Origin of the sequence: Lysinibacillus canaveralius (genome assembly GCF_047301505.1) — a bacterium.
GTDB lineage: Bacteria > Bacillota > Bacilli > Bacillales_A > Planococcaceae > Lysinibacillus_B.
Genome location: NZ_CP154840.1, coordinates 3,472,806 through 3,498,099, shown reverse-complemented (window position 1 = coordinate 3,498,099; position 25,294 = coordinate 3,472,806). Strand labels below are relative to the sequence as shown.

Here is a 25,294-nt window from a genome sequence, read left to right as displayed (position 1 = left end):
AAAACAGGTAGAACGGTATCAATAAATAATACTTGTTCTACCTGTTTCATTTTCCTTGTTCAGTTGGGGAGCCACCAGCGACAAACAGTAAAATACCTGATTCAATCATAACCAAACCAAGTACGAAACGGATAATCGTATATAGTTTGTTCTGTATGCTGTCTCATTTATTTAGGTCAGTTCGTCATAGCGGTTCCTTTCTTTACAATTATTTTACCCCTGGCACCCAGCCGACATTACGTTTCATCATGTTCATGAGCGGCTCTGGAATGTTATTTTCACGACTCATGTCCATTTCAGTAATAACTGGTTCACCAGCGGCTACTTTTTCTACCCAGTGTGGTTCGATTAATAGCTCACGGCCAAGTGCGAGCAGATCAGCACCTGTTTCCATCGCTTCTTTAGCATCTTCCGGTGAATAGATTGAACCAACGCCGATAAGCGGTACACGACCGTCAATCACGCGTTTTAAAATTGTAATCCGGTTTTCTTTTTCACCGCTATAACGACGCGCTTCTGCACGGAAATCGCCTAATGAGATGTGTAAGTAATCGAGCTTTTCATCTGCTAAACGATCTACAAGTTGAACCGTTTCATCTAGAGTGATACCGTCTTCTTCAGGCTCTTCTGGGCTAAAACGATAACCAACGATAAATTGATCATCCGCATATTGCGCTTTTGCACGGTTTACACGATCGATAATTTCTAATAAGAATGTCATACGTTTTTCAACAGAGCCACCGTAACGGTCTGTACGTTTATTTGTAAAGCCTGAGAAGAATTGCTGTAATAAATACGTATTGGCACCGTGAATTTCCACACCGTCAAATCCTGCTTCAATTGCGCGACGTGTCGTTTCACCAAATGCTGCGACGATTTCCTCAATTTCTTCTACCGTTAATGCACGAGCCACACCGCCATCTGCTGCAACGGTTTCACTTGCGCTGACGACATCGCCATTTGGCACAAGGTCACGTACTGCTTGGCGTCCACCATGATAAATTTGTAAAATGGCTTTTGCGCCGCCATCGTGAATTGCATCAGCAATACGTTTTAAGCTCGGAGTGTATTCATCGCTATGCGCCGAGATTTGACCTGGGAAGCCTTTCCCATTAGGAATCACGTAAGCACATGCTGTAATGACCGCACCGACGCCAGATGAGCGCTCACGGTAATATGTAATTTCCGCATCTGATACTGTATCATCCGCATTTGCTGAATAAGTTGTCATTGGCGCCATCACGACACGATTACGAATTGTGACGCCGTTATTAAGTGTAAATGGTGTTAAATAAGTTATCATGTTATTCACTCCTTCTAAAACAAGAGTAAATTTATCGGATTTAAAAGTCAAAGATCCTGCTTTACTATTATCTTCTATTTTTTGCATCAGAATGAAAAAAAGCAGCTGATTGTTATTCCCTTAAAGGGCCATTTAATGGAATAACAATCTGATTGTAAAATTGAACGCTTATGGTATTGCTATTGTGGTCCTTGTGAAAGATTACAATTAAATTTTTGAAGAAGACAATAGAAGAGGTAATTTATAAAGTGCAAAAAATTTGGATTAACATGCTTCACCAATATGCTCTAAGAATAGCCCATTACTAAATTGGAAATTCTATATCTGTCGAGAAATTTACATGTCATTATTAGATTGGGGACTATTAAATGGAGTCAATATGGTTAGAGTATGCGTGGACGTTACTAATCCTCATAGGATTGGAAGGATTACTATCAGCTGACAATGCCCTAGTACTTGCAGTAATTGCCAAGCATTTACCTGAGGAGCAGAAAAAAAGAGCTATAAATTACGGAATTATTATGGCTTTCGTTTTCAGGTTTGCTGCACTTTTTGCGATTTCTTTTATTGCGAATGTATGGCAGATACAGGCAATTGGGGCTGCCTATCTTCTTTATCTGGGATTAAAGCATGTCATTCAGGCAAGGTTCGGGAAAGATAATAAGAATATTCGTAAGGACAATGAAAAGGAATCTGCTGGTAAAGGTTTTGGTCCAACAGTAGGGAAGATCGCATTAGCGGACCTCGCTTTTGCAGTTGATTCAATTCTAGCTGCAGTTGCCCTTGCCCTTGGTCTTCCGGATTCACCCCTGGACGATTTTGGTGGGATGGACGGGGGGCAATTTATTGTCGTTGTTCTTGGAGGCATTGCAGGACTTGTCTTAATCAAATTTGCAGCAACTTGGTTTGTACAACTTCTGGATAAACGCCCGGCATTGGAAACAACAGCATATGCAATTGTTGCCTGGGTTGGAGTCAAACTGGCTGTCATAACTCTTGCACATGAGGATATCGGTGTCTTAAATCATGACTTTCCTCACAGTACAATTTGGACCCTGATTTTCTATGGAGTATTAGTAGCTATTGCCCTAATCGGTTGGTTTGCACCTAGCAATAAGTCAAAGCTAAAAAATGAATCGTAATAAATAACAAAGTAGCGCATCTTGAGAAGTGATTCGCTATTTATATAATGGGATAAGCTAATTCAAAAAGAATTAAGCGATTTAGGTATGAGAGCATATTGTTAGTTATTCCATTCAAGGGCCATATTGTTGAATAACATGTTTAAAAGAACTTTACTAACATTTTTTAGGATATCTGCTTTCTCTTTACCATTTAAGCGGTGAGTTGCATTTGGATAGTATAATGTCCGATGTAATATAAGCGGGTTATGAAGAAATTCTAAAAATGATATTGACAAAAAAACTTTCTTCTGTAGAATAAAAAACAATTCAAAAATATTTGTATAGAATAAAGGCTATGAAAAGAAATAGTATCAATTACTTTTACGAACAGAAAGTTACCGGTTGATGAGAGGTGCATGTAAAATGATTATGAATTCATCTTGGAGCTGTGTACCGAAAAGATCATTCTGAGTAGGCTGCGCCGGTAAGCACCCGTAATCATGTGCGAGAGTATCGTCAAATGACCGTACTTCTTAAGGTAAGTAATGTGAATTGCTTATAAATTAAAGGTGGTAACACGAGTTGAATCGTCCTTTTGGTTAATCCAAAAGGGCGTTTTTTTTATTCCTTTTTTGAGCAAAGTATTTGGAAATTTAGAAGTATAAGGAGTAAAAAGTTATGAAAGAAAATCAGCAAGATTCGCAGCTTAAACGAGGTTTAAGTAACAGGCATATGCAATTAATTGCCCTTGGTGGATCCATTGGTGTCGGTTTGTTCTATGGATCTAGTTCAACCATCCAAATGGCTGGCCCATCTATTTTATTAGCCTATTTAGTTGGCGGATTCGTTATTTTTACAATTATGAGAGCGTTAGGAGAAATGGCTGTAGCCGAACCGGTATCAGGTTCTTTCAGTACTTATGCCAACAAATATTTAGGAAACTTTGCAGGATTCTTATCCGGCTGGACCTATTGGTTCATGTGGATTGTCGTTGGGATGGCCGAATTAACAGTCGTTGGTGTCTATATTAATTATTGGTTCCCAGATATTCCTCAATGGGTAACTGCCCTTGTTGTACTTATATTAATGACAATTGTGAATTTAGCGAATGTAAAAGCTTACGGAGAATTTGAGTTCTGGTTTGCAATGATAAAAGTTGTCGCAATTATCGGCATGATTGTTCTTGGGTTGGTCATTATTTTCTTCGGTTTGGGCAATCACGGCGAAGCGATTGGTTTTGATAATTTATGGTCTCACGGTGGCTTCATGCCAAATGGATTTAACGGAATCTTAATGTCCCTCGTATTAGTGATGTTCTCGTTCGGTGGTGTTGAATTAGTTGGTATTTCAGCAGGAGAAGCAAAAGATCCCAGCAAGTCTATACCTTCTGCCATCAATAACATTGTTTGGCGTATTTTAATTTTCTATATTGGTGCGTTAGGCGTCATGATGACCCTGTATCCTTGGAACGAAGTCGGTTCAAACGGTAGTCCCTTTGTTCAAATTTTCGATTATGTCGGAATCCCTGGTGCAGCTCATATTATTAACTTTGTTGTTATCACAGCTGCAATGTCTGCATTTAATAGTGGTTTATACGGGACAGGAAGAATGTTGTACAACTTATCATTACAGAAGAATGGCCCTAAATATTTCAAAACGCTTAGCAAAAACGGAACCCCGAGAAGAGGTATTTTATTCTCATCAATGATTTTACTTATTGCGGTTATCTTAAACTATATCGTGCCGGAAAAAGTGTTCATCTATATTTCTGCTGTTGCGACCATTGCAGTCATTACAAGCTGGATGATTATTTTATTAGCACAATTGAAATTTAGAAAGTCAAAAACGAAAGAGGAAGCAGCCGAGCTGAAGTTCAAAATTCCGCTTTATCCACTTTCTACGTACATTGCCATTGCATTCTTATTACTCGTTATTGTGCTAATGATGTTTATTCCAGACATGCGTGTTGCCCTGTATATCGCACCGATTTGGTTTTTAATCTTGTATGTTGGATACAAAGTAATAAATGTTAAAAGTAGTTAAATCATTTTGTTGAATGAACACCTCTTTAAAGAATAGCCAATTTATTAATACTGTAAATCTGCATTTTTTAATCGGTCCAACTTCAACAATCGGGCACTATTCATGAAGATGAATGGTGCCTTTTTCAGCATAGGGCGAGATAATCGAATAAGTTCTTCATAGAGATATCTGTATAGTTTGGTAGGGGTGTTAATCACAGGAACGCTTATTAATTAGTGGATTTGAAAAGGGGAAAAGGTCTGAAGCTGTTTAAAGTAATGATCATAGGGAAAAAATGTACCAGGGATTAGTTTATGAAAGCTTGCAAAGAGTGTTAGAAACTTTTCTGAACTTTTATTCTTTGGTTTTAAATATTAAACAAGATAGGAGATGTTTTTGATGAAAAACCCACATCTAACGGATCCACGTAAGAAATTCTATACGGAAAAATTCCCGGATCAAGAGCAGAACACACCAGCGCTACAGGATGAAATGAGCCCTAAACCTGACTGCGGAGAAGAATCATATAAAGGATACAATCGCCTGGAAGGACGCAATGCCTTGATTACCGGCGGCGATTCCGGAATTGGCCGTGCCGCCGCTATTGCCTATGCGCGTGAAGGTGCAAATGTGGCTATCCAATTCTTCCCTGGTGAAGAAGAGGATGCGAACGAAGTCAAAGAATTAATTGAAAAAGCAGGCAGAAAAGCATTGCTGCTACCGTATGACTTGCGGGAAGATGGCACAGCGACAGAGATTGTTACAAAAACTGTGGAAGCTTTTGGCGGACTGGACACGCTGGTATTGAATGCGGCGCAGCAAATCGCACAGCCAACCCTAGGTGATTTAACAATCAAACAAGTGCAGGATACCTTCAAAGTAAACATCATCAGCATGTTTGAGACCGTAAAAGCTGCCGAAGAGCATCTGGAACCAGGAAGTGCGATTATTACTACCACATCGGTTCAATCTTTCAATCCGTCCACATCTTTAATGGATTATGCTTCTACAAAAGGTGCGATAAGCAACTTTACGGTAAACCTTTCCTCGTACTTTGCTTCTAAGGGGGTGCGTGTCAATGGGGTTGCGCCGGGACCAATTTGGACACCATTGCAGTTGGATAACGGACAATTGGACGGACAAATCCCTGAGTTTGGCCAAAACGCTCCTCTTGGCCGTGCGGGACAGCCGGTAGAGCTTGCGCCGGTATATGTTCTTCTAGCCTCCGATGAAGGAAGTTATATCACAGGTCAGATTTACGGGGTAACAGGCGGCGAGCCGATCGACTTGTAATCTTAAGTGTGAGTCAAATAAAAACACCTTACTCGAATTCAGTGATGTTTTACGCTTCCCTTATTACGGTACGGGAACACATAATAGATGATGGACTCACAGCTAAAGCATAGAGAATGTAAAACGTAATAAATGATAATATGCCTGCTGCCATTGGTGTTTAGTAACCAATGGCAGCAGGCTTCTACTTGCTTTTCATTAATAACAGCCTTCAACAATCGGGCGCTTTAGTTTAATAAGCAACAGTAGAAAAATGAAAAAAAGACTTGATTCCAATAGATAGGAATCAAGCCGATATAATTAAATCCGCCAGCATCAATGTGCTGCCCATACACTCGACACATTGTGAGGGTGTCGCGTAGTTGGGGTTAGTATAAGCAAATAAAAAATGGCTGTGTTGAAAATCTTTATGTGAATCTCCACAGCCTCTCTGCCTTTTTAACTTTTAAATGGCTGATTTTATTTATTCAATTCCTTATATAAAACATATTTTAAAGCAGAAATTTCGTCTTCAGACAGTGTACCTTCAATTTCGGATAATACTTCATCCTTACTAATTGAACCGTTTTGCGCTTGTTCCTGAATCTCAAGTAAACGAGTAACGCCCACTTTTTTTATTAACACACGTGTCGCTTCTTCCTTCGTTTGGAAGGGAAGAGTATCCGGATTTATAGTTGCTGCCTCGCTTGCAATTTCTTGAACCATCGGATCGTTCTCGATATAGGATTTTACCTCTTCTAGATTCTCATCATCTAACGTAGATTCCACTTTTTCGATTATTTTTTCGGAAGCGATATTTGTCCCGAAATGCCACACAGCATAGCCAGCTGCTCCGAGTAAAACAAGAAATATTGCGGTAATTGTTAAAAACTTTTTCATCAACTCACTCCTAACAGTTTGAATATAGCACAACTTCTCAAAAACCACGAAGAAAAGATGTTTTCTATAATTGGTTTAATTTTATTGATTTGGGGACATAGAGCAAATAAGTTTTCACCCTGCTCTATAGATAGCATAATGAGCTATTGCAGGTACGTCTATATTTCCATCTGGATACTTATGCCACAATCGGGCGCAATCCATGCCTGCCTATAGTTATAAATTTCTGTTACATCAAAATGTAAGTAACTATACTATTTTTTTAGCGTGGGGTTAATACGCAATCAAAATTTCTGATCAGTAATTTTTTACTAAGAAATAATATGAATAATATTGCCGCTACCTTCACATTATATGTGTTGTGGAGGTGAGATAACATGGGACAAAACAACAATAACAACAACGAACGCAACAACCGTAATAACAACAATAACAACAACCGTAACAACCGTGAGGAGTTTGCGGAAGATTTAAACTTTGACCGTAACAACAACGAACGCAACAATAACGAACGCAATAACAACGAACGCAATAACAACCGTAACAACAATAACAACAACAACCGTTAATGAAAACACCTTAAAGATTGTCTAAACTCAGAATAATTTCACTTTTTATAAAGTGCATTATTCTGGGTTTTTATCACCTTTGATAAGTTAAAGATCATCTTACTAATCGGTGAATCAATAATAAATTCTGAAGTGCTTCCTGGCTTCTTTTCTGGGAGACATAGCCGAAAATACAAGGTCTTACAAAAAATCAACGAAAAATGAATGTTGCAACAAGAGTATAAATCGATTGATAATCGGCCATTATAAGCAAGTAGGAAATAAAGCCATAAAACCTTTCCGAAGTAGCTCAGTGGTAGAGCAATCGGCTGTTAACCGATTGGTCGTAGGTTCGAGTCCTACCTTCGGAGTATTAACTAATCGATTTGAATTTTCAAATCTCAAGCAGAAGAACGCTATTCCTGAATAGGATAAGCGTTCTTTTTTCATTATGAAATGGTTCCAAATTTATGAAAGGCCAGTGCTGGAATTCACAAGGCCAATGAAATAACATTTTTGAACAATCGGGCGCGGTTGTGAAGCAGCACTCACAATTTTAGGAAATGAACAAACTTTTTTATAAAAGTCGCATACTTAACTAAAACAAAAAACTCTATTTTGATTAATTTTTTTCAAAATGGAGTTTTTTCATTTGCTGTTACATAAGAGTTGATCGCATTTTAACTGTATTCAATTCTTTACTGCTATCCCTTCTGAATCAATGATTAGTGATTATAGTATCGAATAGGTCTATTTACAATTCGAATATTTTTAGTTACTATCCAAGTAGTAACTAAAAGGGGTGTTTTTATGTTTGGAGATATAGATATTTTAATCGTTACTATTTTGTTTCTTTTTGGTTTTTTAGGGGCCTTTATAAATTCCATTGTTGGCGGTGGTGGGTTGATTACGTTACCAGTATTATTATTTGTTGGACTACCGCCAGCGACGGCCATTGCCACAAATAAACTTGCCGCTACACTAGGAAACTTAACGAGTATGCTGACATTTTTACGGGCTGGAAAAATTGATTACAAATTATTAAGACCTATTGTTCCGCTTGTCTTCATTGGTTCAATGCTTGGGGCAGTTACGGTGAATTATATTTCACCTGATTTACTTAAACCTCTTATTTTCCTCATGCTGGTAGTTGTTTTGATTTACACTATAATGAAAAAAGATTGGGGAAGTGTTGAAAACAGAAGTCCAATGACAAGGAAAAGAAAAATTCTTTTTATCAGTGTGTTAATTGTTATTGGTTTTTACGACGGTTTTTTAGGGCCTGGTACAGGGTCGTTTATTATATTCGCTTTTATCATTATGGGTTTTGATTTTATACAAGCTTCCGGCAATGCCAAACTGCTTAATTTCACAAGTAATTTCGCTGCACTGATCATGTTTTTGTTCCTTGATGCCGTTAATTATTCGTATGGCATAATTATGGGCATATCGATGATCATCGGCGCCTTTGCTGGAGCAAAATTTGCGTTAGGACGTGGAACTAAATATGTGCGAATTATCTTCATCCTTGTTACGTCCCTGCTTATTTTAAAAAGTGGATATGATTTTTTTATGAAATAACCTTAATATATGAGGATATGTGAGATATCTTTTTTTTAATAAATACACGTGTAGATAATGATCAGTCCTTTGAAAAACTAGCTTTAGGCAAACCTCATTTACAGCAGAGGTTTGTGGAAATATGTAGGTAGGCTGACAAAAACGACATAGGATAGTTAAGTGATTTTGAGGAGGAAGCTGGTTGTTGTTCGATGAAAGGGCTGGATTATGGAGTGACTGTGGATTTGAAATAAAGTGACGGTGTTTATAAAAAAAGAGGAACCGCAATTTCTTATCTTTATAAAGAAGGGATTTCGTTTTTTCTTGTGCATTAAGAGCCTATTGAGTGATAATAAAGCTATTCTATTATTATTTATTGCTGTAAACTTATTTCAAAACGGACGCAAAATAACTAGTCCTTAGAATGAAAAGGGAGCATCAAAGAGGCCCCCTGCGGCTATTTTTTCTGTTAAATCAACGATACGGAGTTCCACTAAATAGTGAATTCAAGAGATATAAGAAGAATTTGGACTTGGCTACATATAATTTTTTTCCTTTAGTAAGCCCTCTACTACAAATTCAATAATTTTGTCTTTCACTATTGGAAAGATATCATCGCCTATTTCATTTTTGTGTAAGCGTAGCGTCAGTACCGCCTGCATAATTCCTACAATAACTCTAGGATCATTTGTTGGTAATGTCCCTTGTTCTATTAGCAAGTTAACTGCCTGAATACCTCTCATTGCATTCATTTGGTTAAATTCTGACATTTGATCTGGTAATTTACGTATCAGTCGTTCATGATCCTCATTTTGAAAAAATTGTTGCAGAAAAGGATTTTTTTCAACGGAATCGAAAGAAAAGTGAAAGAATGAATGTAACAACTCTTTTGATGTAAGATTTTTTCGAAACAGTTCATTTAGAACTCCCTCACGAACTTCCACTTCATTTATTAATATTTCATAATAAAGCTCTTCTTTGGAATCGAAAAATTTATAAAACGTTCCTTTGGCAATCCCACACTCTTTAATTATTTCATCAATACTCGTCTTCGCAAGACCGTATTTAATAAAAATATTGCGACCTTTTGTCAAAAGATTTTGTTTAATATGCTCCTTTTCGTTATCGGTAAATTTAGGCATTTGGTATCTCCTTTTATTTTATATGACTTTTTATGGATTTTTAGTCACGTATAATTTATACTATACCACATGTAGTCGAAAAAGAGATGAAAATAATGTTACCTGTATCTTTTTTGTGACTATATGAATTTTTTTGGTCATATTATTTAAATTAAAAAAGTAGGGAGAACAATATGAAAGTTATAAGTGAAAATCTAATTGGATTTGATGGGCTTTATAATTTCCGGGACATAGGGGGATTTATAACGAATGATGGAAGAGTAATGAAAAAGGGTGTTTTATTTCGCTCTGATGAGCTATCAAGGCTTTCTGTAAAAGATATGGAGGTGCTTAATCATTTAAAAATAAAGTTAATCTGTGATTTAAGAACAGACCAAGAAAGAAAATCAAAGCCTAGCAAATTTTTATCAGCACCAACCATAAAGGTGGTGAACATTTCTATTCAAGATAAGAGTCAAGAATTCACACGTTTTGAATTCTTCAAATTTCTAGTAAGTAAATCAAATTCAATAAACTTTGAAACAATTATGAAGGATATGTACTATAACATGGCCTTTATTAACAATTCTAAAATTAATGAAGTGATTACATTGCTTTCTGAGCAGGAGCATCTGCCTGCGTTAATTCATTGCACTGGAGGAAAAGATCGAACCGGCTTCATCTCTGCACTCATACAATTGATGGTTGGCGTTCCATATCATAAAGTAATGGAAGAATATTTGTATTCCAATCATTTAATTGAACCTAAGATGAAAAAGGCGGAGAATATGATTAGGTGGATGAGCCTTTTCCAAGTATCTTCAGAGCGAGTAAAACCAATGCTAGAAGTTCGGAGAGAATATTTAGATGATATTTATAAAGAAATCATTAATCAATACGGCGATATAGAAACTTATTTATGCGATGGCTGCAGTATAAAACGAGAGTATTTATCAAAATTAAAAAATAGGCTCCTTGAATAGCAAATCTTATAAAAATGTACTGCTTTATTTTAAATATTTTTTTATTTATCTTCATTGTGACTAATAGAACTTAAAAAGTCATAATGTATCTTTTGGGATGGGAAATTTTAAATGAAGTGAATAGGAATTACTTCTAAACAAAGGGTGATTGTTTAGTTATTTGGGCACTAAGGTTAGAAGGAAAGTTTATATTGCTAGTCCATCATGGCATTTCAAGATGAAAAGCTTTCGGCGCAAACATTCCTGAATAGGGAAGAGACGGATGCATTTATGTCCTTGATTTAGAAGAGCGAAATAATTGGATAAGCATATTGGAAAGTATAGCTTATAAGATTATGTGAATGATGTTATCCATTTTATTAAAGAAACATAATTTCTGAACTTCCGTTTCTTTTTCATTCTTCAGCTATTATTAACTTGACTAATGTTATAGAAAATTGGTTTTGATTACTTTGGATAAACAAAAAATTGTCAACAAAGCTCTATAAAAGGCTTTGTTGACATATTGAATGGAATTTACTTATTGTTTTGTTTGTGAATAATAGTAAATACTTCATTCAAGAGCTGTTCATTTCCTGAAAAAGTGGGAGATAGTATTTTTAATTGTCGCATGGCCCCTTCACAAACACCCCATCTTATATATGAGCTTTGAATTTCCTCCAAAATAAAATGGATTATTTCTTGGGCTTCCTGTGAAAATTCGCTTTTAATTGTTGTTAATAATTTTTGGATATTATTAACGGCGGTTTCTTGACTCTCATATGAACTTGGTGATCTATATGGGAAGAGAATTTGATTGGTTTCTTTTGTTAGTTCGATGTTTTTCTCCAAACGCAAAATATTATAATTTAAAATATCCGTACTATTAAGATTCAGCTTCATCTGATCGGAATATCTAAATTGATAGCCTAACCCTCCAATAAAGTGAGTAGATAAATCCATTGCACTCTCCGCTATTTCATTACCGTAAACCTCTATTAAGCGATTGGCCAGCCAGTTCAGCTCTTTATAATGGCTATTTACCATATATTTTTGCAGCTCTTCATCATTTTCTCCTAAAGAAATATTATATAACTCTGCAATTTTCTCGGTTCCATAGAGGGAATGTTTTATTCGAAGCTGGGAATAAAACAATTGCTTATTATTAGGCTGACCTTCAAATAACAACATGTTTTGCTGCTCTTCTACTTTCGCATCTACTTTTTGAATAATATGAAGAATTAATTGAGATTTCGTTGAAAAATATTTGTAAAATGTCCCTTTTGATATTTTAGCATGGTCTAAAATATCTTGAATTGCCGTATCGTGATAGCCTTTTGTGCGAAATAGTTGTTTAGCAACCTCAATGATCTGCTCCTTTTTACTCATACACCTTTATCTCCTCAAAAAATTATTGACACCTTTATTATACCATATTATCATGAATTTGAACTTGAGTATAAAAAAATATACATGGGTTTACTTTTGTGAAAGGAGCGTAAACGGTATGGAAACAAATAAAACACAACCAATTGATATACATGGAAATCAATTTAAACGATCTGGGTTTGTCCTCGTTTTAATGGCTGCCACCTTTTTAACGATTATAAACCAGACCTTGTTAGTGACTGCTTTACCAAAGATAATGGGAGATCTAGATATCAATGCTATAGATGCACAATGGCTGATCACGTCATTTATGTTAATCAGCGGCATAATGATTCCTGCTTCTGCCTTTTTGTTACATACAATCCCTAATAGAACGTTATATTTTATAGCAATGGGCAGTTTTGCAATTGGAACGATTACCTGTGCACTTAGCGCATCATTTACTACCTTGTTTTTAGGCCGAATCATTCAAGCTATTGGTTCAGGAGTAATGATTCCTTTAATGCAGACCCTTATGTTTATGGTTTATCCGGCAGAACGGAGGGGGGAAGCAATGGGATTGGTAGGAATTGTTATAGCATTTTCTCCCGCAATCGCTCCAACAGTATCTGGCTGGATAGTTGATTATTATGACTGGCACTACTTATTTTATATCCTTCTTCCGCTAGTGGGGGTAAATATGTTGCTGGCATTCTTTTGTATGAAAAACATTATTAAATTAACAAAGCCTAAGCTTGATGTTTTCTCTTTATTACTCAGTAGTGTAGGTTTAGGTTCACTTTTGTATGGGATAAGTGTTGCAGGAAATGCAGGGTGGCAAAATAAGATTTCGTGGATAGCCTGCATAATAGGCATTGCAGTCATCATACTCTTTTCTCTGCGCCAATTAAAATCAGCTCAACCTTTTCTACAGTTACAAGTATTTAAAAGCAGAACTTTTACGTTGTCTACAATCATTGTTGCTATTATTTTTATGACAATGATTGGTTCAGAAATTCTTTTGCCTATTTATACACAATCAATAAAGGGGTTTTCGGCACTTCAATCAGGTCTAATATTGCTCCCTGGTGCCCTTGTTTTAGGTATAGTTTCACCAATTGCTGGAAAGCTGTTTGACAAGTATGGAGTAAAGAAAATAGCGATTATAGGTATGTTTATTGTAACGATCGCATCATGTCCATTCTTATTTCTTACGAAGGATACGGCCGCTTGGTGGATTGTTTGTCTTTACTCATTCAGGATGTTAGGTATGGGTTTAGTAATGATGCCTTTAGCTGCAGCCGGGATCAATGCATTACCCAATGAACTAATAAGCCACGGTTCAGCAATTAATAATACTGTGCGCCAAGTGTTTGCTTCATTAGGCTCTACAATAATGGTAGGGATTATGTCAGCCACAGCAGCTGGATATTCAAATGGTTACGAGGGCGTCTCTGCTTTGTTGAATGGACTTAATAATGGATTTATGTCTGCTTTCCTTCTAATCGTTGTAGCATTTCTTTTATGCTTTTTTATAAAACCAACAATTCGTATACAAGAGATAAAATAAACTGTTGTATAGGCTCCCGGTTAATTAAAAATATGCTCATCACAAAATTATAACAGCCATTGTGAAGTGTTTTTTGAAAACAATACTATCCTATGTTTTTTTATGATAAGTGTTTTAAAGTTATGGTGAAAAGATGTAACGGCTGGGATGATTAAAACGTCATCTGTCTTTCGATAAATTACATCATATTTAAAGATAAGAAAAAATATATAGGAGTGATTTTAAATGACTAAACTAATCCAACCTTTTTTAACGGTTGCTAACTATCATTTACTTGAACAACAAATGAATAAAATTTTGCAAACACTTGCGACAACAAAAGACAAAGACGTCATACTTGCTGTACGTGGTATTGTTGAAAGTGAAATCACAGCAAAATTACTGCTGCCAGCAGAGGAAGCTGAGCTGATCGAACAACTTTTTTATGTTACGGATCGTGTACAGGGTGACGCGTATCTAGAACAATTAAAACCTTATGTCATCCCCTTTAAAGCTGTTACGGCAAATACATTGAAAAGCCTGTTTAAAAAGGAAAAAAAACTAAAGTTACCGAACGTTGAAGAGATAGATTTACAGCATACTTGTTATTTCACCTGGAATGATTCAGGTGCCCACCGGAAATATGTCTTAATTGAAAAAGATGACCAGTTTCAAGCAATTAAAGGTACTATCTCCAATGAAACAATCAAAGGAATATGTGCCATCTGTAACCGGCACGCCGAGGTTAACTTATTTACTACTTCCATTAAAGGAAGAGTGATCGGGACATTTACAAGTCATAGTAATTACATTTGCGCAGATAGCCAAAAGTGTAATCGGCATATAACTGATTTAGAAAAAACAATCACTTTTTTCGAACGTATTACACAATAAGAACCCTCCTTTATTATATTTTAAATTGCGAAGAAATGGCGCCACCTATAGGGGAAGCGTCTTTAAGAATGAAACTTTCATTATTCTAATCCGTATGTAAGATAGGCAAATTAGTTGGAATTTATGTGGAAAGTAAATGAAGGGAGGCATAAGTATGACTACAGATGTTATGACGATAGCTGCTATCCTCTCTATTGTTATATGGATTGCGGTGTCTCGAGAACTTGTGAAAACTCCAAAAGAGAAGAACGGACTAAAAATTATTACCTTAATGTCTGCGGGGACATTATCAACAGTGATATTGACCATTTCACTTTTTCAAAAAATCCAATTCTAACGATTTAAATGTGGTTTTCGATAGGTGGTGAAAATTTTGGAACTTTTTATTATTTTATCAGTACTATACCTTCCTGTTTTCGTTTGGCTTTCCACAACATATGTTGGATATCATAAAGCGGAGGGCAGGGGAGATTCGAAGAAAAAAAGTATATACATAGGATTCTTGCTGACTCTTAGCTGTTTTCATTTCGTAAGCAATATACTATTTAACGTAAAAGCCTCATACGGGCTGCCTATAACGGTTTCGATCATTTTGTTATTCAGCATTTATATGTTGACGATTATAGTCAGAGATAAACGATCCGGTATTGTTGATGAAGAGCAGGTAAAGTAGCAAATAAACATTTTTCGTAGTTTGCTTAAATAGTACAAGAGGAACCTTCAACAATTGGGCGCATTTCTTTAGTAACGAGTGCGTCTGCTTTCCATTTAAGGGGCGTTTATCGAAGAAAAGAGATTGTAAAAAGTTTGTTAGAAAAGCAATGAGTGAGGAGGGGTGAACATGGTACAGTTATTCGGATTGATTCTTATATGGGGCATCCCGGCATTATTGGTATGGAGCCTCGTTTTAAGTATGATCCATGTGGCAAAAGAGCCTAAATCAGGGCAGTTTTTGGGGCGGACACTGACGTTTATCGGCGCTTTATATTCGTATGGTGCCGGTTCACTAGCTTCGTGGTTTGGACTCATTTGTATCATTTTTGGAATCGTTGGTTATACAGAGGGCGGATTTTTTGGTTCGACCATGTTCCTGCTATTCGGCGCGTTTTTAGTTTATAACTTTTTCCCGCGCTATAACATGCCAGACTAGTAAGCAGTGAACATCTATTTTTATGAATGTCAGCAGGGCATAGGCTTAAAGCAATAATATAATAGTGACCTGAATCTATAACAATCAGGAGCGATTGTTGAAGAAAACTTAGATCTCTAAACGACTTGATTATTATATTTTTTAGTGCAGTGAAGTTATGTCACATCAAAAATTAAACAAATACATTTTTAACCCCGTTCTAAATTTAGAGCGGGGTTATATTGTTTGAACTATTAAAATTAAAAACTTTATTGTCATTTTATACTTGAGTCACTTTATTAATGAAAGATTTAGTTAGAATAAATATTACTTTTGTCTTAAATTGAAAAATAATACATTTATAACTTTATCCCCTTCTGCTGGAATTAAACTAAAGATATAATAGGAAACTATACACTTAAGCCAGTGTATTAAGGATAGCGAGGTGTAAGGATGTATAATGATCAGGTAAAAATAACTTCAAAGAACTTTAAACGATATCACAAAATAATGGAAGATAATATGATTTCTGAAGTAGAAAAAAAGTTAACAAAATTGGCTTTCATTTTAGTTAATAAAAGAATAGAAAAAAACCTTACACAAAATGAAGTGGTAGAGAGAAGTCGTTTATCGAAAAGTGTTGTTTCCAAAATGGAGTCATTTATCTCCATCCCCACATCTATAACTTTAGTAAAATATGCAGATGCAGTAGACATGGAATTAACTTTTGTAGAGAAGAATCCTTTTGAAAAAGATGCGAAGTTTAAAACAAAGCCGTGACGTTTATAAAAAGTTTGATTAGAAACCCTGTGTTGGTATGCAGGGATTTCTTATTTCAAAGCTGCAGCTGCTGTTGACTTTTAATAAAGTTAGTCCGTGCTATATCTTTCTTCTTACTGTCTTGTGTGTTATATAATCAAGAATAAAGATTGCCTTTTCAATTCTTCCCATCCCTCAGAGGGCTTCGACAATTTTATTTTGTCCAGTTTAGTGTTGATACTCCATTGTGCCTTTTTCAGCAATCAGGCCGGGTTGTGAAGTAATTTCATATTATGTAGTAGATCATTACTGTGCAGCAAATGATGCTGGTATTTTTTCGACATAAAAAGCTTATTAATAAATCCCTTTTATTTGCCCTTAACTATCATATGAATTTATACCGGTATTTTCGATTCCCTCTGTCATTGTCTTTTGAGGATGAGTATTAATTAAAAATAATCTTACCCTAACTTCATCCTATGTTTTTCAAACGATTCGTAAATTGTCCACACGAGTAAATCAACTACATAAAAATCTATATTGCAGTTATTATTCCAGACTTGACAGTTCCGGTTATAGGTAGCGAGGCTTGGATGAAAAGGTAAGAATACATCCCCTCCCGAAAGATAAGAAACAGCAGAGCGCTTGGATATTGGCGGTAATATCTTTAACGAGGTTTTATACTTTTTACTGAAGTGCGTTAGCAAAATATTAGCATTTTGCTAACGCACTTTTAGTTAAGAAATTATTTTGTTTTAAATAACTTACCGTTGTTAAAGCACTCACATTATAGCCAGATGCTTGGGCAGTAATATAGATTTTCCGAGCTTTTGTACCGAGGTGTTTCACTGTAATTCCTTGTGGAGCTAGCATCTTCTGAAACTTTTGCTCTTTTTCGAATATTTTTGCTTTTACTACTGCAAACACTTATTCCAATTTATACTATTGACGCTTTAAATTTAACCTGATATTATTCTCCTATAATTTTTAAAAAAATTAAATATACCTTGTATAAATTCAAGAATACGGCTTGAAAGTTTCTACCAGCTACCATAAATAGCTTGTCTACAAGGAATGGGAAATGAATGTTTTTTTATATTCCATTTTGTAGAAAAAACTTTGGCCGGATTGTGGTCAAAGTTTTTTTTATACAATGAAAAATACGTTAGCTGAAAATTAATCCCAGAATCATTTCTGTTCGTTTTTTACTTTAGCAAATAGGAGACTACAACATGAGAAACTTTTTTAAATTTGCAGAACGGAACACTTCCTATAAGCAGGAATCACTCGCAGGAATTACGACCTTCTTATCTATAGCCTATATATTAGTCGTAAATCCAATTATCCTAAGCCAATCGGGGATGGATCAAGGGGCTGTATTCACTGCAACTGCTCTTACTGCAATCATTGGAACACTACTGATGGGGCTGCTTGCTAACTACCCAATCGCTATCGCACCTAGTATGGGACTGAATTCATTCTTCACTTTTTCTGTATGTATTGGAATGGGCATTGACTGGCAAGTTACTTTAACAGGCGTTTTTGTTGCCGGAATTATTTTTATGTTATTGAGTTTATTCAAAATCCGAGAGAAGATCATTAATATTATTCCACTTGATATAAAATTTGCAATCGCTTCTGGTATTGGATTCTTCATTACATTTGTCGGATTAAAAAATGGTGGCATTGTGGTCGGCAATCCAGATACATTTGTTTCGATTGGCGATTTAACTTCACCAATGACGCTGTTAGCGATTATCGGTCTTGTTATGACAATCATTATGTTAGTACGCGGCATTAATGGCGGCATTTTCTACGCCATGGTGATTACAACGGCTATAGGGATGATGTTTGGATTAATCGATGTTCCTTCATCGATCGTTGGAAGTATCCCGAGCATTGAACCAACATTTGGTGTTGTGTTTGGCCATTTAGATGAAATTTTCACGCCAGAAATACTGACAGTCATCTTTACATTTTTAATCGTTGCCTTTTTTGATACAGCAGGTGCATTAATTGGACTAACGAGCCAAGCAGGGATGATGAAAGATAATAATATTCCTAATATCGGAAAAGGATTGCTTGCCGATTCTGCTGCTGGTGTAATTGGTGCTGTTTTAGGTACATCAACACCTGCTACAAGTGTTGAATCTTCTGCTGGTATTGCTGTCGGAGGAAAAACCGGTTTCACGTCTGTCGTTATTGCCGCTTGTTTTGTTGTTGCTTTGTTCTTCTCCCCAGTTATTAGCGTTATTTCGGTGGAAGTGACGTCAGCTGCATTAATTATTGTAGGCGCATTAATGGCAATGGAGATTCGTAAAATCAATTGGACAAAGTTAGAAATTGTGATCCCATCATTTTTAACAATTATTATGATGCCGCTAACGTCTAGTGTCGTCATCGGGATTGGATTAGGTTTTGTTCTTTATCCAGTTTGTTTAGCAGCACAAAAACGTTATAAAGAAGTTCATCCAATTATGTATGTACTTTGTTTGTTATTCATTTTATACTTTGCTTTTATAGTGTAGGGAAGAGAATTAGAGGACTAGGAGAGTTGCCGGTAGGTAGAGAGCAACGCCTAAATGAACATACACCATGAAAGAACGTAATGACCTTCATTCTCTTTAGTAATTAAATAAAGAGTTTTAACCATAAAAGACATAGGTTAGTTTTGCTAACCTATGTCTTTTTTACCTCATCAATAACTTACGAACCCTACTACGAGTGAGATTATTAGATAATGCATTCTTCCACAATCGGGCGCGATTCGGTAACAAGAATCAGCGCTTTTTTAGTAAAGGGCCATATTGTGGAATAATTATCACTTATAAAAGAGGCCAGACGAGGGTTGTGGAATGTTATACTTCCATTAAAATGATAAGGTTTATCATTATTAACAATTAAACGAATAAAAGGAGATATGTAAGTTTGATTGATTACTTTGAACGTAAAATTAGATTAAAAGATTTTGAAGTGTGGGATGTTCAAATTGGAGGTCAATATTATACTTTAGCCATTACAGATGAATTCCGACTTGCCACATTTGATGATTTTGAAATGCCAGATTTAATTTATGATGTAGATGACCAGCGTGCAAATTATGTTTCTACTACATATTTCTCTGATGAACCTGTTAAAGAGGAACATCGAGAAATACTGGGTGAATTTGCACGAATGCTTACAAATCACTTAGCGTTGGCACATTGTGAAGTAATTACAAAGTTTTATCATGAAAACCCTGAAAAAGCGATAGAACAAATATTGTTAACGAAATACGGTTTCAGAGAATCAGAAATACCATTAGATAAATTATGGCATTTTAACCAAGAATAATGACCTTTAGTTTTTCTCTAACTAATGGAGTAAGGTAAAGTGGTTTCGCACTATATCTATGCGAACTTTCTTAATATCATAAAACACCCAAATCTCAATTTGGGTTTATTTTTAATCTTCAACAATCGGGCGCTTCTGTTTCCATTTAAGGGACGTTTATTCGGCGCATTTTTGGTGTATAACTTTTCACGCGTTACAACATGCCAGACTAGTAAGCAGGGCATAGGCTTAAAGCAATGATAATAGTGATTTAAATCCACAACAATCAGGAGCGATTGTAGACCAGCACGATTAGGAAAGTATCAAACCTTTTATTAAAATCTTATACTTAGTGAAAACGAGAACTCCATTTTGAACAGCCTTTTTCAAAATGGAGTTTTTGCGTGTACTTTTAAATAGGGGGCTGGAATTTTTAATTATGCTTTATTCCAAAGAAAAAGCTTAATCGGTGTGTGCGACAGCTCTGACTTCAATCAGCTGCTCAGGGAAGGCCAAGTATGTCACACCGATACAGCTGCCGGCTGGCCGATGTTCTCCTACATATTCCTTAAACAGTTCTATAACCTGCTCGAAATGCTCCTGCGGATTTGTTAAATAGAGCTCCACATAAGCGAGGTTAGACTTAGTTACTCCAAATCCCCCCAGTACTCGGTCGAGATTTTCAAGTGTTTGCCGGGTCTGTGCTTCGATATCATCTACGCCGACGAAGACCCCCTCCTGGTTATGGGAAAATTGCCCCGAAATATAGATAGTGTCATTGACACCGTACCCTTGGGTAATTCCATGATCCCAAAGATTGTGATTGTAGGTTTTAACATTTGTCATTACTTTTCTCTCCTTTATTTGAAAGTAAAGTAAGTATAGAATGAATAAAAAGAGAAAAATAGTACGCACATTTTTGATAGTGACTATCAGAAAGGATAGTGTCCATATGAGTATGGCTGACTATAAGGAAAAGGGGAATATCCAAGAGACCCCTTTTGGGTATACATTGTCGGTGATTGGCGGTAAGTGGAAAATGCTGATTCTTTACCTCCTGGCTGAAAAACAACCTGTTCGTTTTAATGAGATGAAAAGACAAATAGGAGCTATTACCTTTAAAACATTGAGTTCCCAGCTTAAAGAATTAGAAGCAGATGGTATGGTTATACGGAAGGAGTATCCTCAAGTTCCCCCTAAAGTAGAGTACAGTCTCACACATAAAGCAGAGAGTCTATTACCTGTTTTGGAACAGTTATGTGAATGGGGAGAAAAAAACCGCAATATTTAAGTTTAGGGGTGAATAGATGGTTAGAAGAAGAGGAATTTATGAAATCAAAATTCGCGACAAGCAGCTTATCTGTCCGTTCTGTCAAAATAACCGGTTTACGCATCGTGAAGTTTATATGGATTTGGCAAAGTTTAGACAAGAGGCAAAGGAGCAGCTGTCGTTGCAGTCATTTACCTGTACGACATGTGGGGATATCCGCATGTTTCAAGAAAAGAACTGCTTTGACCATACGATGGAAAAACATGTGTCTATTATTGAATATACGGAAGTGATCAATGAATGAGCGGTATGGATGAATCTTTACGCCCCCTAAAAAGTCGTATTACGATTTTTGATGAACCTGTAATCTGCCGGTTTTGTTCACATGATGTATTTATTCCTCATGAAGTGTTCGTGAATGTCGAGCAGCCGGGTATCGGTGTTTATCACGTGCGTTATGCAGCAATTTGCCACTATTGTGGCGAAGTGAAGCATTTCAGCGATCCAAGTGGTTATGATGCGGAAAAAGGAGATTATATTTGGGCATTAAATCAATACCTGCTTTCAATTAGAAAATATAAGGCGAAGATTTTATGCTATGTCGGAAAAAGAAAAAAAGACAAAATAACTGCTTTTATCCATGCGCTTATCGAGAGCTTTGATGCAGATGTAGAGACTGTAAAGGATTCCAACGGAGAAGTACTGCTTCAAATGAAGTTTTCTGACTTGAATGATATACAAATAAATAGAATGCGCATAATAAATTGTGCACAACGGCTAAATATATCTGTGAAAGAACTCATCATTCAATAGGGTAATTGATAGAAATTATATGGAAAAACACTTTCTTATCCAGCAATGGAGCGCTTTGAAACCTCAACTAAATAGTTGTTCAAACACCATTTCACCCTGTTGAAATGGTGTTTTTCTATGCCCGCATGAACAGTATGAACAAAATAGCCAGTATAAATATAAAGAACAGTATTTGACTAATATATGAAATATTCAGAATATGATTTTTAATATAGACAGCGCTTACATAATAGTGTGAAGGTGAAAGCAAAAGGGGGATGTTTATGCGAAAAAAATTATTAGCACTATTTTCTGCTGCGACATTGAGTCTGGGATTAGCAGCGTGCAGTGATTCTGGCACAGGGGGCTCGGGCTCAGGAAGCGGTGGAGACTATCCAAAAAATAATATCACCATCGTGGCACCATCAGGGGCTGGGGGAGGCTGGGATTTAACAGCCCGTTCCATTGGTAAAGTGATGAACGAAACAAAAATAATAGAAAAGCCGATTACAATCGAAAATCAGCCGGGCGGCGGTGGTGCCGTATTCATGGCAACCTACGCGACAAAAGAAGTGAAAAACGACCATATGTTAATGGTCAAATCGCCGCCGATCCTTATTAACAATTTAAAGGCTGAAGGAAACAGCCCATACGGCTATAAGGATACAACGCCTTTAGCACAGTTAACAAAAGACTTTGGGGCGATTGTTGTAAAGGCAGACTCTCCGTATCAAAGCTTGACAGAGCTGCTGGATGATATTAAAGCAGATGCATCAGCGCTTACATTGGCAGGTGGTTCAGCACCGGGCTCGATGGATCATTTAGTAACAATTTTGCCGGCATACGAGTACGGCATTAACCCGAAAACGGTTAAGTATGTTTCTTATGATGGCGGTGGTGAGGCAATGGCTGCATTATTAGGAAACAATGCAGATGCAATCGGTACGGATATTTCCACTGTCACGCCGTATTTAAAAAGCGGGGATGTTCGCGTACTGGCAGTAACATCACCAGAAAAGCTGAAGCTTGAAGGGTTAGAAGATATTCCTACACTTTATGATTTAGGAATTGAAACCGAGTTTACGATTTGGCGCGGTATTTTTGGTCCGAAAGAAATGTCTGACACAGCGAAAGACTACTGGCTGGAAAAGCTTGATGAGCTTTCAAAATCAGAAGAGTGGGCTGCAGAGCTGGAACGTAACGGATGGGAAAATGATTACCGTTCGGGTGATGACTTCACAGCATTCCTTGAAGAGCAGGAAGTATTGATTAAAGAAATTTTGACTGCTTTGGATATGCAAAAATAATTTGTTTGGTGCGAGCAGTAGGTTTGCTCGCATCTCTCGTTTGGAGGTGGAACAGATATGAATAAAAACTTTGACCGTATAGCGAGTATTGTATTTTTGGCGTTAGGTATTCTCATTGTGGTGGAATCAGGGAAAATCTCCGATAGTGCATACGGTTCTTCAATCGGTCCGAAAACATTTCCGATGGGATTAGGCATCCTTTTAATCATCTTAAGTATCGTGCTTCTTATTGAAACGGTGAAATACCGAAAAACTTATAAAATTGCAGAAGAGCATGAGGATATCAGCTCGCCTAATTATAAACGTTTCTTGATCATCTTCGTTGCTGCCTTGGGCTATGTATTATTACTTGATAAATTGGGCTATGTCATTACTACATTTGTCTTCCTTTTAATTGGCTTCCAGACGCTTGAAAAAGGTAAGTGGATTTCATCGATACTTGTGGCTGGCGCATTCTCGGCCATAATTTATGTCGGATTTGTCAATGTATTGGGCGGTTCATTACCGGGCTTGCCATTTTAAAAGAGAGGAGGAGAAGGTATGGGAACAGTACAATATTTAATGGACGGCTTTGCGATTGCATTTCAATGGCATAATATTTTGTTCGCTCTTTTAGGTGTCATTATTGGTACAGCGGTTGGTGTCTTGCCGGGTATCGGTCCGATGAGCGGTGTAGCCCTGCTCATTCCGGTGACAGCGACACTAACATCCGGACTGCCGATGGAGATGGCCGCCACAAGCTCCATTATTTTACTTGCAGGGGTTTACTATGGGGCTATGTATGGCGGCTCTACAACATCTATTTTATTGAACACACCAGGGGAATCCTCATCCGTAGTGACAACGCTTGATGGATATCAAATGGCAAGGCAGGGGCGTGCGGGTTCGGCATTAGCAATTGCCGCGATTGGTTCGTTCGTTGCCGGAATTGTTGCATTAATCGGACTGGTCTTATTAGCAAGGCCACTATCTAAAGTAGCGATTAACTTTGGACCGGCAGAGTATTTTTCACTGATGCTTCTAGGGTTGGCAGCGGTGAGCGGGCTTGCTGGTAAATCAATTACAAAAGCACTTATTATGACAGTTTTAGGTTTATTATTAGGAACAATCGGAATTGACGCGGTATCGGGTATTTCTCGTTTTACATATGATCAGCCTGTTCTGTATAGCGGGATAGAATTTTTAACAGTTGCGGTAGGGTTATTTGCACTGGGAGAAGTGTTCAAAACGATTTTCGAAAAGGATGGCAATGATGAGCCGATCGCGAAAATCAAGCGAATCCTGCCAACAAAACAGGATTTAAAGGATAGTGCTGCACCGATTGGACGGGGTTCGCTTCTCGGCTTTTTCCTAGGTGTTTTACCAGGTGCAGGTGCCACACTTGCCTCATTCTTTGCCTACATTACGGAAAAGAAAATTAGTAAAAATCCAGAATCATTCGGGAAGGGGAATATTGCAGGAGTAGCTTCTCCGGAATCCGCAAACAATGCAGCTTCCGGCGGTGCGATGATCCCCCTTTTAACATTAGGTATTCCCGGCTCCGGTACTACAGCCATTTTAATGGGTGCATTTATTATGTACAATATCCAGCCAGGCCCTCTTCTTTTCGAAGAGCATCCGCAAGTAGCTTGGGGGTTAATTGCGAGTATGTTTCTAGGGAACTTAATGCTGCTTGTGCTGAATATGCCGCTTGTACGTATTTTTGCTAAAATCATTGAAACACCGAAAAAGTATTTATTGCCGATTATTATCGCAATTTCGATTTTTGGTGTTTACGCCGTTCAATATACAACGTTTGATTTGCTGCTGCTCTTGGCATGCGGCGTGCTGGGCTACTATTTTGCGAAAAATGATTTCCCGGTAGCACCGCTTGTCCTTGCGCTAGTATTGGGACCGATGATTGAAAATAATATGCGCCGTGCCTTAACGATTTCAAACGGCGATTTCAATATTTTCGTCACAAAGCCGTTATCGTTAGTATTTTTAGCAGCCGCTATTTTATGGATTTTAGTTCCTTTAATCTTAAAGCTGCGCGGGAAGAACGTAATTATTAACGAAGAAGGCTAAGAATGCTTATGAGGAAAAGAAAGTCTCCGATTGCC

25 protein-coding genes, 1 tRNA gene, 1 riboswitch and 1 other annotated feature are annotated in these 25,294 nt (G+C 37.0%); of the genes, 20 read left to right on the top strand and 6 right to left on the bottom strand.

Features of this window, described 5'->3' with window-relative positions:
* Nucleotides 1–208 precede the first annotated feature (208 nt).
* A complete protein-coding gene (locus tag AA0Y26_RS17720) occupies nt 209–1,303 on the bottom strand; it encodes an NADH-dependent flavin oxidoreductase (RefSeq protein ID WP_413363365.1) in 1,095 nt (364 codons plus the stop codon).
* 368 nt (nt 1,304–1,671) lie between these two features.
* Here AA0Y26_RS17720 and AA0Y26_RS17715 point away from each other — a divergent pair, with 368 nt between their 5' ends.
* From AA0Y26_RS17715 to AA0Y26_RS17705, 3 genes are all read left to right on the top strand, one after another.
* On the top strand, nt 1,672–2,445 hold the full coding sequence (locus AA0Y26_RS17715; protein ID WP_413363364.1) for a TerC family protein: 774 nt from the start codon (nt 1,672–1,674) through the stop codon (nt 2,443–2,445).
* Nucleotides 2,446–2,773: 328 nt separating this feature from the next.
* Nucleotides 2,774–3,025, top strand: a binding site (T-box leader).
* An 80-nt stretch (nt 3,026–3,105) separates the two neighbouring features.
* Nucleotides 3,106–4,470 (top strand): amino acid permease, encoded by a 1,365-nt coding sequence (locus AA0Y26_RS17710; protein WP_413363363.1) that lies wholly within the window; start codon nt 3,106–3,108, stop codon nt 4,468–4,470.
* 378 nt (nt 4,471–4,848) lie between these two features.
* Nucleotides 4,849–5,742, top strand: a complete 894-nt coding sequence (locus AA0Y26_RS17705; protein ID WP_413363362.1) for an SDR family oxidoreductase — start codon at nt 4,849–4,851, stop codon at nt 5,740–5,742.
* A 459-nt stretch (nt 5,743–6,201) separates the two neighbouring features.
* On the opposite strand, the gene AA0Y26_RS17700 is transcribed toward AA0Y26_RS17705, so the two are convergent.
* A complete protein-coding gene (locus AA0Y26_RS17700) occupies nt 6,202–6,621 on the bottom strand; it encodes a hypothetical protein (RefSeq protein ID WP_413363361.1) in 420 nt (139 codons plus the stop codon).
* 377 nt (nt 6,622–6,998) lie between these two features.
* On the opposite strand from AA0Y26_RS17700, the gene AA0Y26_RS17695 reads away from it, so the two are divergent.
* The 3 genes from AA0Y26_RS17695 to AA0Y26_RS17685 all read left to right on the top strand — a co-directional run bounded on the left by AA0Y26_RS17695 (nt 6,999) and on the right by AA0Y26_RS17685 (nt 8,750).
* On the top strand, nt 6,999–7,190 hold the full coding sequence (locus AA0Y26_RS17695) for a hypothetical protein (RefSeq protein WP_413363360.1): 192 nt from the start codon (nt 6,999–7,001) through the stop codon (nt 7,188–7,190).
* Nucleotides 7,191–7,468: 278 nt separating this feature from the next.
* Nucleotides 7,469–7,540, top strand: a tRNA-Asn gene (locus AA0Y26_RS17690).
* A 439-nt stretch (nt 7,541–7,979) separates the two neighbouring features.
* The gene (locus AA0Y26_RS17685; RefSeq protein WP_413363359.1) at nt 7,980–8,750 is read left to right on the top strand and encodes a TSUP family transporter; all 771 of its coding nucleotides are present in this window, start codon (nt 7,980–7,982) and stop codon (nt 8,748–8,750) included.
* A 515-nt stretch (nt 8,751–9,265) separates the two neighbouring features.
* Here AA0Y26_RS17685 and AA0Y26_RS17680 read toward each other — a convergent pair.
* The gene (locus tag AA0Y26_RS17680) at nt 9,266–9,871 is read right to left on the bottom strand and encodes a TetR/AcrR family transcriptional regulator (RefSeq protein ID WP_413363358.1); all 606 of its coding nucleotides are present in this window, start codon (nt 9,869–9,871) and stop codon (nt 9,266–9,268) included.
* A 173-nt stretch (nt 9,872–10,044) separates the two neighbouring features.
* Here AA0Y26_RS17680 and AA0Y26_RS17675 point away from each other — a divergent pair, with 173 nt between their 5' ends.
* Nucleotides 10,045–10,833 (top strand): tyrosine-protein phosphatase, encoded by a 789-nt coding sequence (locus AA0Y26_RS17675; protein ID WP_413363357.1) that lies wholly within the window; start codon nt 10,045–10,047, stop codon nt 10,831–10,833.
* A 516-nt stretch (nt 10,834–11,349) separates the two neighbouring features.
* On the opposite strand, the gene AA0Y26_RS17670 is transcribed toward AA0Y26_RS17675, so the two are convergent.
* Complete coding sequence (locus tag AA0Y26_RS17670) at nt 11,350–12,201, bottom strand: TetR/AcrR family transcriptional regulator (RefSeq protein WP_413363356.1); 852 nt, start codon at nt 12,199–12,201, stop codon at nt 11,350–11,352.
* Nucleotides 12,202–12,319: 118 nt separating this feature from the next.
* On the opposite strand from AA0Y26_RS17670, the gene AA0Y26_RS17665 reads away from it, so the two are divergent.
* The 5 genes from AA0Y26_RS17665 (at nt 12,320) to AA0Y26_RS17645 (ending at nt 16,532) form a co-directional block, all read left to right on the top strand.
* Nucleotides 12,320–13,750, top strand: coding sequence for an MDR family MFS transporter (locus tag AA0Y26_RS17665; RefSeq protein WP_413363355.1), 1,431 nt, complete (start codon nt 12,320–12,322; stop codon nt 13,748–13,750).
* Between the two features lie 225 nt (nt 13,751–13,975).
* Nucleotides 13,976–14,623 (top strand): FusB/FusC family EF-G-binding protein, encoded by a 648-nt coding sequence (locus AA0Y26_RS17660; RefSeq protein ID WP_413363354.1) that lies wholly within the window; start codon nt 13,976–13,978, stop codon nt 14,621–14,623.
* Between the two features lie 154 nt (nt 14,624–14,777).
* A complete protein-coding gene (locus tag AA0Y26_RS17655; protein WP_413363353.1) occupies nt 14,778–14,960 on the top strand; it encodes a hypothetical protein in 183 nt (60 codons plus the stop codon).
* A gap of 504 nt (nt 14,961–15,464) precedes the next feature.
* Nucleotides 15,465–15,773 (top strand): hypothetical protein, encoded by a 309-nt coding sequence (locus tag AA0Y26_RS17650; protein WP_413363352.1) that lies wholly within the window; start codon nt 15,465–15,467, stop codon nt 15,771–15,773.
* 432 nt (nt 15,774–16,205) lie between these two features.
* Nucleotides 16,206–16,532, top strand: coding sequence for a helix-turn-helix domain-containing protein (locus AA0Y26_RS17645; RefSeq protein ID WP_413363351.1), 327 nt, complete (start codon nt 16,206–16,208; stop codon nt 16,530–16,532).
* 690 nt (nt 16,533–17,222) lie between these two features.
* Here AA0Y26_RS17645 and AA0Y26_RS17640 read toward each other — a convergent pair.
* Nucleotides 17,223–17,438, bottom strand: a complete 216-nt coding sequence (locus AA0Y26_RS17640) for a hypothetical protein (protein ID WP_413363350.1) — start codon at nt 17,436–17,438, stop codon at nt 17,223–17,225.
* A 60-nt stretch (nt 17,439–17,498) separates the two neighbouring features.
* Nucleotides 17,499–17,599: riboswitch (purine riboswitch) on the top strand.
* Nucleotides 17,600–17,743: 144 nt separating this feature from the next.
* Here AA0Y26_RS17640 and AA0Y26_RS17635 point away from each other — a divergent pair.
* Nucleotides 17,744–19,039 carry an NCS2 family permease gene (locus AA0Y26_RS17635; protein ID WP_413363349.1) on the top strand — a complete coding sequence of 432 codons (1,296 nt, stop codon included), beginning with the start codon at nt 17,744–17,746 and terminating at the stop codon, nt 19,037–19,039.
* A gap of 400 nt (nt 19,040–19,439) precedes the next feature.
* Complete coding sequence (locus tag AA0Y26_RS17630; protein ID WP_413363348.1) at nt 19,440–19,844, top strand: hypothetical protein; 405 nt, start codon at nt 19,440–19,442, stop codon at nt 19,842–19,844.
* Between the two features lie 441 nt (nt 19,845–20,285).
* Here the strand turns inward: AA0Y26_RS17630 and AA0Y26_RS17625 are convergent, their stop codons facing one another.
* Nucleotides 20,286–20,669 carry a RidA family protein gene (locus AA0Y26_RS17625; protein ID WP_413363347.1) on the bottom strand — a complete coding sequence of 128 codons (384 nt, stop codon included), beginning with the start codon at nt 20,667–20,669 and terminating at the stop codon, nt 20,286–20,288.
* 106 nt (nt 20,670–20,775) lie between these two features.
* On the opposite strand from AA0Y26_RS17625, the gene AA0Y26_RS17620 reads away from it, so the two are divergent.
* From AA0Y26_RS17620 to AA0Y26_RS17595, 6 genes are all read left to right on the top strand, one after another.
* Nucleotides 20,776–21,114 (top strand): winged helix-turn-helix transcriptional regulator, encoded by a 339-nt coding sequence (locus AA0Y26_RS17620; RefSeq protein ID WP_413368285.1) that lies wholly within the window; start codon nt 20,776–20,778, stop codon nt 21,112–21,114.
* Between the two features lie 16 nt (nt 21,115–21,130).
* Nucleotides 21,131–21,397 carry a hypothetical protein gene (locus tag AA0Y26_RS17615; RefSeq protein WP_413363346.1) on the top strand — a complete coding sequence of 89 codons (267 nt, stop codon included), beginning with the start codon at nt 21,131–21,133 and terminating at the stop codon, nt 21,395–21,397.
* A gap of 5 nt (nt 21,398–21,402) precedes the next feature.
* A complete protein-coding gene (locus AA0Y26_RS17610; protein WP_413363345.1) occupies nt 21,403–21,906 on the top strand; it encodes a hypothetical protein in 504 nt (167 codons plus the stop codon).
* 257 nt (nt 21,907–22,163) lie between these two features.
* The gene (locus AA0Y26_RS17605; RefSeq protein WP_413363344.1) at nt 22,164–23,192 is read left to right on the top strand and encodes a Bug family tripartite tricarboxylate transporter substrate binding protein; all 1,029 of its coding nucleotides are present in this window, start codon (nt 22,164–22,166) and stop codon (nt 23,190–23,192) included.
* Nucleotides 23,193–23,249: 57 nt separating this feature from the next.
* On the top strand, nt 23,250–23,714 hold the full coding sequence (locus tag AA0Y26_RS17600) for a tripartite tricarboxylate transporter TctB family protein (RefSeq protein ID WP_413363343.1): 465 nt from the start codon (nt 23,250–23,252) through the stop codon (nt 23,712–23,714).
* 18 nt (nt 23,715–23,732) lie between these two features.
* Complete coding sequence (locus AA0Y26_RS17595) at nt 23,733–25,259, top strand: tripartite tricarboxylate transporter permease (RefSeq protein ID WP_413363342.1); 1,527 nt, start codon at nt 23,733–23,735, stop codon at nt 25,257–25,259.
* Nucleotides 25,260–25,294: the final 35 nt, after the last annotated feature.